Origin of the sequence: Streptomyces sp. NRRL F-5126, assembly GCF_000721265.1 — a bacterium.
Lineage (GTDB): Bacteria > Actinomycetota > Actinomycetes > Streptomycetales > Streptomycetaceae > Streptomyces.
This window is the reverse complement of sequence record NZ_JOFZ01000020.1, coordinates 1-14,804: the sequence shown is the minus strand read 5'-3', so window position 1 is coordinate 14,804 and position 14,804 is coordinate 1. Positions and strand designations below refer to the sequence as shown.

Below are 14,804 nucleotides of genomic sequence, written 5' to 3'. Positions count from 1 at the left end.
AGACCACCCGCGCCATCCGCGACCAACCCGAACGAGCCCTCCCCATCCTGGGCATCACCTACAAGCCCGACCTCAACGGAACTTGATCAAGCCCTGGGCTTCAGGGGCTCCACGAAACACAGAGCAGCTCAGGAGGCCGCCCCAAAAATGCGAAGCATGTCGACGGTGCCTTCTGCGCCGTTATCGTATTCGTACAGATAGGAAGCCGCTTGACCTGATCGGTACAGCGGGCTGCCAACAGGCTTCTTGGCCTGTGTGTGTGCTTTGTCGAGACTCGGCATCGTGCGCTTGAGCCATCTGGTCGCCACAGTCGGCTGCGCCCCGGGATAGTTCAGTTTTGCGCAATCTCGTAGAAAGTCCTTGTAGTCCGGTACCTTTCGACTGACGCTGCATGTGAGGGATGCGAGGTCGCCGGACAGTTCCCATACGGCGGTGACGTCCGTCGTGGCCTTGGTGGACGAGTGTCCTGTTCCTGCCGCAAGCCAAACGGGCGGCACGTCGTCCTTTTTGTTGAAGTCGTTCTTCTTCCTCGGGCCCAGAGTGATGTGCCACTGCTTCGCCAGCCGATTGATGAATTCGGATCCTGTATAACCCTTCCCGAAGGTGGTGCTGAGCAGTTTTCCATGAGGCATTTCGTCCACCGTCACAGGCTTGGTCGGCCAGTCTTTCAAGTCGGTGACAGCCGTATGTGACGGATGTGCGCTGGCCGTGTTGGAGGGTGTGATTTCGCTGCCGACCGGTGACGGAGAGGAGGCTGAGCCGGGGGATGAATTGTGTTGGGCGGTGCACCCTGCGAGGAGGGCGCAGGCGGCCACCGTCGCCGCGAGAGCGTGGGAGCATTTCATGATCGTGGACTCCGTTGAAGGGCAGGCGTCTTGCAGGCGGTGCGCCCGCACAGTCCAGAATTTCCGGGCTGTGCGGGCGCACCGCCGTGCAGTCGTGTTGCGGTGGTCAGGTCATTGCGTCGTGGAAGCAGATGCCGTTGCTTGATGCAGTGTCGGTCCCATGGAAGACCACCGCGTCGTAGGCGACATCCTGATCACCCGTATAGTCCGAGCGACTGCTGTTGTCGGCCTGTAGGTTGCCGCCCTGAAACATGCGTACGGTGCCGAGTTCGACCCATACGTCTTTACCGTTGCTGGCCTTGGCCTGGTTGACGCTGCAGGTGCGGGTGGCAGCCACGCCGAGATGGTTCATGCCGACGTTCACGGTATAAGGAACGATGGCCTGGGCACCGTGATTGGGCAGGTGCACGTAGATGTCGTACAGGTGACCACCCGAGCCCTCAACGGGCATGGCGGAAGGGTTGGGAGTCCATGTCGCGGTGACCTTGTGCCACAGGTTGGTGCGGCTGCCGGCTCCGCCGGCGTAGCCATGGGTGAACCAGGCGTGCCCATCGTATCCGGCGCCGAGTTGGTGCAGGTCGATCGGCGCGATGTCGCCGGTAGCGCGCCAGGTGCCGTCGCCGCGGTCATGGGTGAAGTTGTCCCCGAGCTGCAGGTTGAACTTCCCTCCCGTGGTCTGTGACTCTGTGCAGTTTTGGGTGTTGGCGCTTGGGTCAGGAAGGTCGTCGATCAGCAGTCCTGCGGGAGCGTTGTTGCACGGGCCTGCGGTGTACTGCCGCTTCAGAGGTGGTTCACTGCTGCCGAGTGAGTAGACGAGGTTCTCGGTGGATCCGTCGCTGGAGTCGCTGCCGGCGCCCCAGTTGACTGATCCGTGGAACCAGCAGGTGTCGTTCTCAGCAGGGCATGGGTCGCTGCCGGATGCCGTATTCGGGTCGCAGTTGTTGGAGCTGCCGCAGTAGGCACGGTAGTTCGTGTTGAGGTTGAGCTTGCCCGCTGGGCTGGTGCCGCCTGTGGGGAACTGGGGCAGGGCGTATGAGGGCTCACCGTGGTAGGTCAGCTGCGGAGTCTCGACCCAGCCCATGATTTTTTCTTCGTAGGGCCAGTTGGCCGGGTGTGCGGCGTCGTCGTACGAGTCACGCAGGAACGGAGAGCGGTCTGCAGGGTAGTTGGGGTTGGCCGGGTTGTTGAACCAGCCCAGGCCGGTGTGTCCGCCGTTTTGCGAGGAGTCTGTGTAAACGCCACTGTTGTAGCCCCAGAGTGCCATGAACCAGTTCTCGACGTACGCCGGGTTGCCGGTGTTGACGTTCATGCCCAGACCCTTGAGCTGGTTCCAGGTCTTACTGAGGATCTGCAGACCGGCGGCGATGTTGGCGGCGTAGTCGGTGGCGATGGCGTACGCCTCGGTCGGCTTGTAGGGGTTGGGCTTGGCCTCGTTCATGCCTGTGGTGACCTGGGCGATGCCGTAGCCGCAGTCTGCAGCGCCGGCGTTGGGGTAGTAGTGGATGCTGTCGGCGTTGCCGTAGTAGTCGCCGAGCAGCGGGTTGCCCCCGTCCCCGGGCACGGAGTGCCAGGTCGCCTGCTTGAAGTTGGACTCCTGGGCGAGTACGCCGAGCATCACCTGCGCCGGCACGGTGCCGCCGCCCGTCAGATTTACCCGCGGGAAGAGCGTCTCCGGGTTGTAGGCGCCACTGCCGGTGCCCAGATAGTTGGCAGGACGGGTGATGCTCAGGTCCCCGTGCACAGCTTGGTCGACGGCCCACTCCACCATGTTGGGGCTTGGCTGCAGGGCCTGGGCGTGCACGTCATTGCGTTTGACGAGGCAGTCGGAGTAGTGGGACTGCGGGTTGGGATCGCTCGGGGCCATGCCGGACTGCGCGAGGGCGTCCTTCTCCGGCTGACCGTCGACGTCGGGTTCTACGTCGTCGGCGGTGGAAGAGGCAGCCTCGGCCGTGGTGACTTGCGTGGTTGCCGAGGTATTGCTGCTGGTGGCGAGTGCCTTCACGTCGATCCGCCCGGCACCTTGCCGGTTTGAGGAGCCGATCTTCGAGCTGATGCCCTTGAGTTCCTCGGAAGCAGCCCAGGTGGTCAGTAGATGACCTTCACGAGAGGCCGCGATGGGCTTGACAGGTGCGTCGACCTTGGTGAGACCCGGCGCTGCCTTGGTGTCAATACCTGATACGTGCCCTGCGACCAAGTCGCCGCCAGAACTAGCGAAGAGACCGAGTTTGCCGATGGGCGCGGTGCCCAAGCTTGTGAGTCTCTTGCCGTCCCAACGATGCAGGACGTCCTTCCCGCCCGCCACAACAGCTAGGTCGACGGCTCCCCCAGAGGAGGCGGAGATCGCGAATGGGCGGCCGGGTAGATCAGCGAGTCTGGTGATGCGTCCCTTGGTTGAGGCTTTGACTAGCCGACCGCTCAGTACGCCGATGTCGCCGCCTGCTGTGGGCAACGGGTTGGTGAACTGGCCCTTGACGTTGACCGTGTCGACCGTCTTACCGGTGGCGGCGTCGACGTTGAAGAGCTTGGTGCTGCCCTTTCCCGAGTCGTCGACGGCGCTACGCGTGAAGGTGACAGTGTTGCTCTTCCCGCAGCCTGGAGAGAAGTAGGCGAGTTGAACACCCGTGACTGAGTGGGTGACTCTGCCAGTTCTCAGATCCACCACTGCGGCGAAGGCGCCGTGCTGCATCAGAGCGGGCTTGTTGGTGGCCATGGACGGCGCGTAGACCGCTGCGGCGTACCGGCCGGATCCGGTGGTGCACACGTATCCTGTCCACGGTCCCACACCGTCGAGGCCGGCCTCGATCAGGTTGGCCACCTCGTGGTAGCGGAAGGACTGGGACTCATCAGCCACAAGAATGTGGAAGCCGTCAGAGTCGCCCGTGCCGATGACTGCACGGTCGGGTGACGACTGCCAGTCCTTGCCCAGCGCCGCGGTAGGGGAAGCAAAGAGCCTCCCGCTATCCTGGGTGATCGGTGCCTGGGCCACGGCTTCGTTGGCGGCTGCTCCGGAAGCGGGTAGCAGCCCCGCAGCCAGTGCAACGCACGACAGTATGCCGACCCGGGCTGTGCCCATCGGGAAGCGCGTCTGCGGGCGCCTACGGCGCCTCTGCTCGGTATCAGTGCCATCGGGTGCACACTCCGCTGGTCCCCTCCTGCTTCCAGGTCTCCGGGGCTGGGTCGAAACCCGGCCCCGATTCAGTGGCGCAGCCCTTCGCCATGGCGGCGCCGCCCACCATAGGAGTGGGTTTGGCCACGTCGCTTTGATTCACATAGCCGGCTGAATAGGAGGCTTCGCTGCCTCCAAGCTCCGGTATGTAGAAGATGTTCGCTGCTTGCGGATAGGCGTTGGGGTCCGTCGAACTGACGGTTACGTATGCCCAGGAAGCGTCACATGTACCCGAGTAGTAGAAACGCAGGGACATGCCGGTGTCGTCGATCTCTTCCAGGAGTGCAGCATCGCTGTCACACCCCATCGTGACGGGATTGCGCCCGGTGCAGGATGAGCTTCTGCAGGTGTCGGCCGATGCCGACGCCGATCCCACGAACATGCAGGCGGCGGCTAGGGCGAGCACCATGAGCGCGGAGCCGACGGTGCGGAAGCGGTTCGAGTGAGGCGTTGACTCGGCAGGATGTCTTCGCGTGGACATGCATCTCCTTTGCAGTAGGGAGAGGGCCAGTGCGGCGGTGGTGACGCCGCGTCGGGGCGGCTGCCGGATCATGCGACGGGCGCCGCCTGACCGCCGCCATGGGTGAGTGAGCATGACAACTCAGCCTTCACGAGGTGATCACCGAAGGAGCACACGAACAACCAAGATCGGTTAAAAATCTTCCCGAGCGAAGGTGTACCGGCATCGTCCAGGCCTGCCTGACCCGGCAGATCCTCGTGCTGGCAGACCGCGCCTACCAGGGCGCCGGCGTCACCTTCCGCACCCCCTACTATCACCACAGCGAACGGCCGGAGCATTATCAGCAGTTCAACCGCGACCACGCTCGACTCCGAGCCCCGGCGAACGCTCCTTCGCCCGACTCAAGACCTGGCGCATCATGCGCAGAGCACGCTCCTCCACCCGCCGCATCAGCGTTTTCAGCGTTGTCTTTCCAGGGTGAGGATGGCCTTGGTGACTGACGTCATGCGGTTGGGGCTGATCCGGGATCTTCGGAAGATCCGCCAGGACTTCACCGGGGCGATGTCGCGTTGTACGGGTGCGCGGGACGTGGCCAGTGCGCGGTTGGCGGTCCGCTGCGTCGAGGCCAGATGTCCGCCGGGCGGCCCTATGCGTCCGGTGCTGCGCCGGGAGCCGGCGCCTTGGTAGGCGCGGTCCGACGGACGGGGAGGCCTTGACGTTCGCAGATCCGGATGATCTGGAGGCCTGCGGGCGGCGGTCAGGTCGTGGCACCGGCCTGGCAAGGACGGTGAGACCCACAGCACCTGACCGACCGGGTTGGTCACGACCTGCACGTTCACGCCGTGACGACAGCGCGTATGCGAATAGTCGGCCTGTCCGTCGCCCACCCGGTCGCACTCGGCGAGCGTCCCTCCGAGCAGCACGTACTCGGCCCATGTTCGCGCAGAGCTTTGAGCAGGCCGGGCGCCCGGGCCGCCAGGGCGTCGATCACCGCGGCTGTGTAGGCGCAGGCGATGCCGACCGGGATGCCGAAGCCGGCGGCTATCTGACTCAGGGCGTCGTGCTTGCCGGTACACCAGAGCGACGAGTGCGCGTTGGCGCGCGGTGAAGTGCACAGCGAGCGGAGTGACGATCCTGCCGGGCTGTCTTGGGTGTCAGACTGATTTCGTCGCAGTACTGGTCGAAGGCGCCGACCAGCCCGCCCGGGGCCGTGATGCTCAGCAGCTTGTCGCCGATGACCAGCCGGTTCTGGCATCCCTCGTTCATCCGCCGACCGTCGCGCGCATCCCGGGACCCTGTAGCTCATACGGATGACCCATCGCAGTCAGTCGCCGGCGCGCACCGTAATCAGGCGCAGCAGAGAACTGGACGGGAACGGTGTGGCATTGGCGTCCTGGCCCTGAGGCCATCGGCGCCCGTGCGTCACCGTGTGCTGCTGGGGGCCACCCGCAAGGGGGACGGCGGCTCAGCCCGTCCTCGGGACGCCACAGGTGCCGGGGTACGCAAGTGCGAGTGTGCGGTAGCCATCGCAGCTGGCCGCATTCGAGAGTGCTGGCCCTCGCCTCGCAGCCGGATGCGGCCAGGGCGAACGCAGTCCTCGTAGGTGCTCTCGGACTTGGTACCTGCAGCATCGGTCTGGTCCGTGGCCCGGTCGGCGAACCCGCCTTCCTTGAACCAGTCGGCAACGATGATCCACAGACGCCCAAGTCTGGGCACTATGCGAATATTCAGATCCCATAGGGAGTATGTCGTTACTGTATCGTTACATTTATTGCAACCTTTGTGCGTAGTTTGTGAAGCTTAGATGAGATTTATATGTCTGTTGGGAGTCTCAGTAATTCCATAGAGTGTTCACGTCAAAACGGAGCGCATAAGAGGCCATGGGGAAGCCTTCGCTTCGCGTCGTGAACAGGGGGCTCATGGCAAGGGATTGCTCGCGGCTGGTCGTTACTCCTTCCCTCCAGTTGGAGCGCCGACAATGACGACAGCGTCGTCACAACCGCGCTCAGCTGCAACCGCGCAACCTCGCCAGGGGTGAACCGCAGCGCCAATGGTCGCCGCGAGCAGAGAAATCTCGCTGAATCCGCAGTCCCTCACTGATTTTCGGCGCTTGGTGCATTATTTACCCGTGCAGTGGTATGGGACCCTCTTTTCTGCCTGCCCGGTACCAGTACCACCGCCTCTATGTAGTGAAATCTGCTAAGAGCTCGTAACACGATCATGGTGAGACGCGGTCTACCCTTGTTGGGGTGTCGTCCCTCGCTGTTACTGCTTCTTCGCACTCATCGGCGTCTGCCGCCATCGTCTACGCGGCGCTCCTGGATGCAGAATCCTGGCCGTTGTGGTCCGCCTACGCCGACGTCGAGTGGGATGTGCCTGCGGGAGTCGACCGGCCGGCACGCGTCGATGACCTGCGCACCATCCGTTCCCTTACTGGGCGTGTGTGCTGCCGCGAGCGCGTCGTCGAGATGGTTCCCGACCAGCGGTTCAGCTACGAACAAGCCGCAGGACTGTTCACCTCTCATCGAGGTTCTGTGGGCCTGGTCCGAGCCCCCCATGGCGGCACCGACATCACCTGGTCAGCGACCTACCAACACACCCTCCCTCTCCTGGACATGCTCAGGAGACGGCGTCTGCAGGTTTGGGTCCAGGATCTTGCGTCATACGCCAACTCGATCGTGAGCCGCAACTCCTAGAACTGCAGCGCAGATTCATGATCCAAACTTCTTCAGGCGTCTCCAGCAGATGAGGCTGCAGCCCAACGAGACCAAGGCGTCGTGGAGTTCGAGGCGTCGTTCCCATCGGATGGCGAGACGTTTGAACTGGTGGAGCAGGGCGAACGTCTGCTCGACGACGTAGCGGAGCTTGCCCAGGCCCTTGATGTTCGGGGCACCCCTGAGGGAGATGACCGGCAGGATCCTGCGGCGTCGCAGTTCCCGGCGTACGGCCTTCGAGTCGTATGCCTTGTCGCCCAGGACGGCCTCGGGGCGCCGTCGCGGCCGGCCGGGCCGGCCAGTGACGGGCGGGATGCCGTCGACCAGATTGAGGGTCTGGGTGATGTCGTTGACGTTCGCCGCGGTGGTGATGACTTTGAGCGGGGTGCCGCGTCCGTCGCAGATCAGGTGGTGTTTGCTGCCCGTCTTCCGCCGGTCGACCGGCGACGGACCGGTCTCGGCGCCCCCTTTTTCGCGCGGATGTGGGAACCATCCACGCAGGCCCGTGACCAGTCGAGTTCGCCGACCGCGTTCAGCTCTGCGAGCAGGACCTGGTGCAGCCGGTCGAAGACCCCCGCCTCCTGCCACCGGTCCAGACGCCGCCAGCACGTCTGACCCGAGCCGAACCCCAGCTCCAGCGGTAGGAGCTGCCACGCTATGTCGTTGTAGAGAACGAACAGGATGCCCTGGAGACAGAGCCGGTCCGGCACCGGTCTCGGCCCCGGCGACCGCTCCGGCCAAGGCGGCAAGAGCGGCTCAATCAGCGCCCACAAGTCGTCGTCCACGATCCACGGCCGAGTACTCACACCATCACGAACGGCCGAATCTTCACACCGGTCACGGCCAACCAGCACGTTTCACCAAGATCGTGTTACGAGCTCTAACACATTCGAAAACTCGACGTTTTCGCAAAAAGACGGGATGTGCGATGAGATTGAAGAAATGCATAACCGCAATAGCTATGGCTGCTGCTGCCGTTCTGGTCGGGGCGCCTGTGGCTTCGGCAAACAACGACGAAGAGAACCTCATGAGCATGGAGGCTTGCAAAGTACCCTATACGTCAAAGTTCAAGTTCGCCATCTACTACAACTCGGGCCTAAACGGAGCGTATAGGGATATTGGATATAGCGTGTATGACTTCAATGCGCTGCGAATAGGTGGAACTGACCCTTCAACCCATCCGCTTACATTCTGTGATGGACACGCAGGCGCCGGCCAGCACATCAAGAATAATGCAGCTTCGGGTGAGAATAATCATCCAACGTACATGGCCAGAGTTTACTACAACTCGGGTTACAAAGGATCGCAAGACGTAATAGGCCCGTACCAGCAACATGACCAGTTCGTCAATGTGTACAACGAAGACGCGTCCTTCAAGTGGACTTCTTCCTGAAAAGGAGATCGAGAAATGAAGCATCTTCCGAGCCGTCTGAAGCTCGTGCCTTTTGCTACTGCTTTCCTAGTAGTGGCTGTAGCTGCTGGAGCCTCATATGCAGTGCACGGTGATAGCAAGCGACACCTACCTGCTGCAACACACCAGAAGTCAGCCCCCTACAGGCCAGCGTCCCTAAGCACGCTTGAGGGGGGAAGTGACGATCCCGCTGACTGGAAGTTGCCGGTAGAGAAATATCTGCCGAAAAAACTGGATGTGCGAACAGTAAGCGTTACGCGCGGCAGTATTATAGAATCCTGTATGAGCGATGCTGGATATCCAGATTGGGCCGCGCCACCAAATCTCCCCGACTTGGGTGGAAAGACCCTCACTGACTGGCGCTACGGTGTGCACGCCCGGGCTGAGGTGAAGAGATGGGGATATCATCCTGACCCCAAGCAGCAGGCGGCTTACGACGAGGCGGAGTCGAAGGGGGCCGTGGACAATTCGGGTGCCCCAGAGGGACAAGTCCAAAAGTGCGTAGGCATGGCAGATGCAAAACTTCCCAAGCTTGTGCCGTCGCCGGTGGCACAGTCGATCGAAGGGCAGTCTTTCATCGCATCTCAGAAAAAAAAGGAAGTCGTCTCGGCCTTCCACTCGTGGTCTGTCTGCATGAAGAGCAAGGGCTACAACTACAAAAAGCCGCTCGACGCAAGCGACGACCAAAGGTTCTCGAATCCGTACCGCATCACTAAGCTTGAGAAGCGAACGGCCGTTGCGGATGTTGCATGTCGCGAAAGGGTGAACCTCGAGAAAACCTGGTTCGACACGGAAGCGAAGATCGAACAGTCTGCTATCGCTAAGCAGATTTCCGCGCTCAAGTCCGCCCCCGCACAGTATGCGGCGCTGGTCAGTAAAGCTCAGTCAATCGAGTAAATCCTCGAATGGGCAATCCTGGACGCTACGACGATCCAGGATTGCCCAGTATGCCGAAAACGTGCGTGTCCTTCGCAAATTGACGTGCAGCCACCGTCACCGAGCCAATTCCTAACTCGCGCATGTTAATCTCCCCAAACACGTTCCACTAGGTCGATTCGCACGAAAGCCCAGAAGTCATTGTACGAACGAAAGGGATGCTTTGAGACGCAAGATCAAACTAAGACACCGCGTGCAAGCGGTTGCAATAGTTGCTAGTGCCACACTGATAGGGGGACTTACACAGGCCGCCCCAGCCGCCGCAGCGCCGCGAATAGGCCCAACGCACGAGGCCACTCAGTCCACCACCTCGTCCACCTCGTCGAGTGGTGTCACGGATCCCGAAAAGAAGCTCGGCAAGGGCTGGAAGACGTCGTCGGACCGAGCAGTCACCGCCGCAGCCGACACCGACGGCCTCCACCTTCTCGTCGCCGACAGTAGCAAGGCCTACACGTGGAAGACCGCCGCTGTCTTGTCCGAACCGGGCATGCCCGCGGACAGCTGGATCGGTAACGAATGCGTCATGGACCGCACCCACGCAGCGGTGGTCTACGCGCCAAGGACCTTCACCAACAAACCCGACCTGATGCAAGGTGGCGCGTTCGCGGCCATCGTAAACCTGGACAGTGGGCAGGTATCAAAGCTCCCGTTCACGGCATCGCTGGCCTACTTCGATCCGTCCTGTAATCCTCATAGCCATACGGCAGCGTTCACGGCGTTCCGCGGCATGAACGACCCGGCTAAGACCAAAACCCGCGTGCTGACCGTGAATACCACCGGCAAGGTCACCAGCAAAGCCGCAACGAAGGGCGAAGTTACCAGCGCCGTACCCGTCGACGACGGTACGGTGGCGGCACTGGGCCGGCGCCTGATCCACCTCGATCACTCCGGCAGGGTCAAGCCCATGCTCACCGCAGGAGGACTGCCCTTCGACATCCACCCGACCAAGGATGGAAGCATCGCCTTCGTCGAACGCAACGGCGGCAAGAAGGCGCGCGCCAGAGTGTGGAACAAGCGTGACGAACCGTCCACGATCGCCACTGGAAAGCTCGGCGCCTTCGACCTGCAACAAGCCGGAACAGCCCAGGTGTTCCTTACTGGGCGTGTAACTGGCAATTCGCACACTCGGGCCAGAGGGGTCACACGGGTCGACGCTCCGACCGGCACGGACATCTCCAGCAACGGGCGCCTAGCCATCGCACCGGTCCTCACTCCCGGTATGCACGCGGGCCTTGCACGGATCAAGAACGCCGGCAAGGGCTTCTCTAAGGCAGAATCCGGTGGGAACGAGGAGACTGCTCAGTCACCGGAAACGCTGACGGTAACCAAACCGCTGACGGTCACCTCGACCGTAACCAGCACCGGCACGAAGATCACCCAATCGGTTACTGTACCCGCGTCGCCCAACGGCATGAAAAAGCTCTCACCCGCTCTGACCGCAACAAGCAAGTCTGGATCAGGCACGGGCAATCACACGCAGACCGTGCGTGCCATGTCGGTCGGTGTGTCTCACGACCCCACAGACCCAGATCGATGGTGCTCCGTCTCCCGCAACGACCTACACGCGCAGGCGCTGCAACCGACCCCGAACCAGGTCGAGTGGGCCGTCGACATGGCCGTACGCGGTGACTTGCGCGCCAGTTATATCCGACAGGGCGGCTATCGCAGCCAGGCAGGTTTGGGCACCATCGACCCACAGGGACTCTTTCCTCTCCCCACGCTGACGGGTGGAGGCAGAATTCCTGCCAATGTCATGCTCGGCATCATGGCCCAGGAATCAAACCTGTGGCAGGCCGAAGGCGGCACCATCCCGGGCCAGATGGGCAATCCTCTCGCGGCCGTGGACGGTTACTACGGGCATAAGCCCGACCCAGGCGACCCGAACTCCTATTGGAATATCCACTGGGATGAGTCGGACTGTGGTTACGGCGTTGGGCAGGTCACCGACGGAATGCGTCTGGCTGGCCATGAGAAGGGGAATGAGACGAGTCTGTCGCCGTCCCTGCAGAAGTTGGTCGCCGTCGACTACGCCACAAACATCGCCGCGTCCCTGAAAATCCTGGCAGACAAGTGGAACGAGGTCCACAAGGAGGGGCAAAAGGTCACAGTAAACAACGACGACCCCTCCCGGGTGGAGAACTGGTTCACCGCCGCATGGAATTACAATCTCGGCTTCAATCCCCCATCCGACGCCTCTAACCACGACGGGCACTGGGGCCTTGGCTGGTACAACAATCCCGCCAACCCAATCTACAAAAAGAGCTGGGGCCACCCCTTCATGGACACCGACCATGACGGCACGGAGGCCAACAAGGACGCCGCCCACCCGCAGGACTGGCCCTACGAGGAGAAGGTGATGGGCTGGGCCGCCTGGTCCATCGACACCGGTTTCTCCTACAGCACCTCCGGCCGGCAGGACTGGCCGGGCGAATCCGGATTCTCTTCCGCCGGCTTCAGGCCAGCCTGGTGGACCAGCTCAGCTGAACGCAGCAAAGTCTCACCTGACCTGACCATCTTCTGCAATGCCAACAACAACTGTGACTCACTCTCGCCCCCCAATTGTCCTGACGCGGACTGCTACGCGCAGTACTGGTGGAATAAATCTAATGCCACCTGGAAGGATGATTGCGACACCACCTGCGGGCATGAAAACATCAAGTACCTGACGCTGGTTGACGAACCGGGACGTGGCTATCGCCTGAAGAATGGCGAACCAGTCTGTACTGGCGCGCCTACCGGATCCCACGTTGTCGCCTCTGTGCCCCAAGGCACCGAGACATGGAGTGACTGCAAACAAGTGACCTCCGCGGGTAGTTTCCAATTCACTTTCTACCCGGACACGTTGGGCACGCACTACGAGGCCAAAGCCGACCTCCACCAGATAGGTGGCGGGTTCGATGGCCACTTCTGGTACGCCAAGACGCGCAACGTGGACCATCTCGGCGGCAGCCGCGGAGAGATGACCATCGACGGGACCTGGACACTTGGGCAGAGCGCGAACTGGGCTCGCGTCCTCGTCCACCTCCCCGACACCGGCGCTCAGACCAGACAGGCCACATACGTGGTGGGCGGCTCAGACAGCCTCAGTCCCAAGCGCGTCGTGCTTCAGCGGGCAGGCGGCTGGGTCAGCTTGGGCGTATTTCACTTCACCGGCACTCCGACAGTGTCCCTGTCGAACAGCACTGCAGACGGCACCGCGGACGAAGACATCGCCTGGGGCGCGGTCGCTTTTCAGCCCCTTGGAGGAAAGCCCGCAAATTCCATCGTGGCCATGGGCGACTCGTACTCCTCGGGCGAGGCAGCAACGACAGGCGGCGGTGACGACTACTATCCAGAAACCGACTACTACAACTCAAGTCAACCAAGCACCGAGGACAAGTGCCACCGGTCGAAGTATGCCTGGTCTCGCCAGGCAACTCTTCCCGGCTACAGCAGCTCTATCGGATCCATGGGCGACAACCTTGACCCGCAAATGGACTACCACTTCGTAGCATGCTCCGGCGCTCGCACGTACAACATTCTGAGCAAGGAGCAGGGTTCAGATGAAGTGACACAGATCGATTCTGGCTACCTCGATCAGAATACGACGCTGGTTCCCCTGTCCATCGGTGGCAATGACATGCGATTCTCCGACATCATCCAGGATTGCATACTTTCCCTGACCGTCTGCACCGATGACTCCCTAGAGTCCGTCAACCCAAACACCGGAGACAAAATCGAGGGGCAATCTACGGGCCCAATGAACAAGTGGGCGTCGGTATGGGCGCACGACACAGTCCGCCCCCTCCTGGTCAAGACAATCAACGAAATACACAAAAAGGCGAAGAACGCCAAAATCGTACTTATGGGCTATCCGCGATTGCTGGAACGCGAGGGGATATGCGTCCCAGGCATCGGCACCGCGGAGGGTCCCTGGCTGAACGAAATGGCCGATACACTGGCAACAGAAATGAAGGGTGCCGTCGAGGACGCCAACGCCCAGTACCAGGACAATGCCGTATTCTCCGACCCGCGAGACGAGTTCTCAGGCAAAGCTATTTGCGGAGACCCGGAGGACGTAAATGGTGTGGTCCTCAGCGGATATTCGAAAGCGGATAGCCGGGGGCCGAGCTGGTTTCCCGGCAATCCCAACCCATCCATGAAATCCTTTCACCCGAAGATTCCTGGTGCCGGCCTGTATGCAACGGCCTTCGAGCACACGCTCGCGGGCAGTTGACGAAACGTCGACCTCGGATGGGCGGTGGGCCTGAGTACACGTACTCAGGCCCACCGCCTCGGTGGCGTGAAACACTCGGAGGCGTGTGGAGAAGAATAGTTGCCCGTGGGGCCAAGGGGTTGCTGGTGTCCGCGGCGTCCGTGAGTTTCTGCTACTGGTCCTGGTCCTCCTTGAGGGAGTGGGCGCAATCGGCCTCGATTGCAGGTCAGGGCGCGATGGGCGCTGGCTGGCTCGAAGGCCTGCTGGCCACGCTCGACGGTGCAATGTCTATGCCTGTGTTGCTCTGGGTGGGAATGCGACTGTTGGGCGAGCGGGACAATTATTTGCTCGTCCTGGGCGGAGTGCCGTCCTGGTGGTTGATCGGCGGTCACGTCGTGGAAGGGGCCGCTAGCCGCCTGGACACCGGGCTGTTCCTCATTCTCTTCGTATCGCTCGGCGGTCTCTTCTCGTTGGCCGGGTTCCAGACCCAAAAGGACTGAGCCCCGATCCACTGATTGATGTGCGGTGGCGATGTGCCCGGGAACGAGGAAATGCCCTGTGACCTGCGGTGATGAAAGTTCTTCACGCTTCCAGCGCGCACGACTCAGGAGGGCGCTTCCGAGATGTAGTCCTCCCATGCAACGACAAGCGACTCCCTGGTCTCGACGCCCCCGGTCTGTATCGTGGGAAATCTGCTGCAGCAGCATGGGAAACGAACGTCGACGGCGCCCGTATAGGGCCGGACCAGCGAGTTCCGTCGGTGACCCAGGAACGGTCGCGATTGGAGCGCGGTTTGGGGTGGGAGTCAGCGCCCGCGCCGTGGCGCCGACGAGTTGGCCGGCAGCTGGGCAGAGGTCGCGGTCGCGGGGTGCCCCGTCCGTTTCTGCGCCGCCCCCGTGGAGCGGCTCTGCGCGGCCATCACCCGGAGGTCGGCTGCTGTGCGTGGTGCCCGCGCGGCACGGTGTACGGCCTGGGTGACCCAGGGCTTGCGCGAGTTCCCGGGATCGCCCAACTGACGTGAAGATGCCGCAGGTCGGGGCGGATGACAGAGCGGACACGGGATCCGTGATCATTCAG

11 protein-coding genes and 1 pseudogene are annotated in these 14,804 nt (G+C 62.0%); 7 read left to right on the top strand and 5 right to left on the bottom strand.

Features of this window, described 5'->3' with window-relative positions:
• Positions 1-128: 128 nt before the first annotated feature.
• The 3 genes from IH48_RS36455 to IH48_RS35480 all read right to left on the bottom strand — a co-directional run bounded on the left by IH48_RS36455 (position 129) and on the right by IH48_RS35480 (position 4,492).
• Positions 129-641 carry a hypothetical protein gene (locus tag IH48_RS36455; RefSeq protein ID WP_158710396.1) on the bottom strand — a complete coding sequence of 171 codons (513 nt, stop codon included), beginning with the start codon at positions 639-641 and terminating at the stop codon, positions 129-131.
• A 310-nt stretch (positions 642-951) separates the two neighbouring features.
• Positions 952-3,918 (bottom strand): hypothetical protein, encoded by a 2,967-nt coding sequence (locus IH48_RS36450; RefSeq protein ID WP_158710395.1) that lies wholly within the window; start codon positions 3,916-3,918, stop codon positions 952-954.
• Positions 3,919-3,961: 43 nt separating this feature from the next.
• The gene (locus IH48_RS35480) at positions 3,962-4,492 is read right to left on the bottom strand and encodes a DUF2690 domain-containing protein (RefSeq protein WP_158710394.1); all 531 of its coding nucleotides are present in this window, start codon (positions 4,490-4,492) and stop codon (positions 3,962-3,964) included.
• A 200-nt stretch (positions 4,493-4,692) separates the two neighbouring features.
• On the opposite strand from IH48_RS35480, the pseudogene IH48_RS35475 reads away from it, so the two are divergent.
• Positions 4,693-4,952 (top strand): annotated as a pseudogene (locus IH48_RS35475) (transposase family protein); the annotation flags it as partial.
• Here IH48_RS35475 and IH48_RS36445 read toward each other — a convergent pair.
• On the bottom strand, positions 4,930-5,358 hold the full coding sequence (locus IH48_RS36445) for a transposase family protein (protein WP_158710393.1): 429 nt from the start codon (positions 5,356-5,358) through the stop codon (positions 4,930-4,932). The pseudogene IH48_RS35475 and the gene IH48_RS36445 sit on opposite strands and share 23 nt — an antisense overlap.
• A 47-nt stretch (positions 5,359-5,405) precedes the next feature.
• On the opposite strand from IH48_RS36445, the gene IH48_RS37715 reads away from it, so the two are divergent.
• Complete coding sequence (locus IH48_RS37715; protein ID WP_158710392.1) at positions 5,406-5,579, top strand: hypothetical protein; 174 nt, start codon at positions 5,406-5,408, stop codon at positions 5,577-5,579.
• 1,141 nt (positions 5,580-6,720) lie between these two features.
• Complete coding sequence (locus IH48_RS0131860) at positions 6,721-7,167, top strand: SRPBCC family protein (protein ID WP_030912677.1); 447 nt, start codon at positions 6,721-6,723, stop codon at positions 7,165-7,167.
• A gap of 15 nt (positions 7,168-7,182) precedes the next feature.
• Here the strand turns inward: IH48_RS0131860 and IH48_RS35460 are convergent.
• Positions 7,183-7,973 (bottom strand): IS5 family transposase gene (locus tag IH48_RS35460; protein ID WP_420705560.1). Its coding sequence is split into 2 segments (ribosomal slippage): positions 7,183-7,652 and positions 7,652-7,973, totalling 792 coding nucleotides; the frame shifts between segments, so codons are not numbered across the junction.
• A gap of 140 nt (positions 7,974-8,113) precedes the next feature.
• On the opposite strand from IH48_RS35460, the gene IH48_RS35455 reads away from it, so the two are divergent.
• From IH48_RS35455 to IH48_RS0131840, 4 genes are all read left to right on the top strand, one after another.
• The gene (locus IH48_RS35455; RefSeq protein ID WP_078850198.1) at positions 8,114-8,578 is read left to right on the top strand and encodes a hypothetical protein; all 465 of its coding nucleotides are present in this window, start codon (positions 8,114-8,116) and stop codon (positions 8,576-8,578) included.
• A gap of 15 nt (positions 8,579-8,593) precedes the next feature.
• Positions 8,594-9,493 (top strand): hypothetical protein, encoded by a 900-nt coding sequence (locus tag IH48_RS36435; RefSeq protein ID WP_158710391.1) that lies wholly within the window; start codon positions 8,594-8,596, stop codon positions 9,491-9,493.
• A 562-nt stretch (positions 9,494-10,055) separates the two neighbouring features.
• Positions 10,056-13,748 (top strand): SGNH/GDSL hydrolase family protein, encoded by a 3,693-nt coding sequence (locus IH48_RS0131845; RefSeq protein ID WP_234434464.1) that lies wholly within the window; start codon positions 10,056-10,058, stop codon positions 13,746-13,748.
• Between the two features lie 125 nt (positions 13,749-13,873).
• Positions 13,874-14,227, top strand: a complete 354-nt coding sequence (locus IH48_RS0131840) for a hypothetical protein (RefSeq protein ID WP_158710390.1) — start codon at positions 13,874-13,876, stop codon at positions 14,225-14,227.
• Positions 14,228-14,804: the final 577 nt, after the last annotated feature.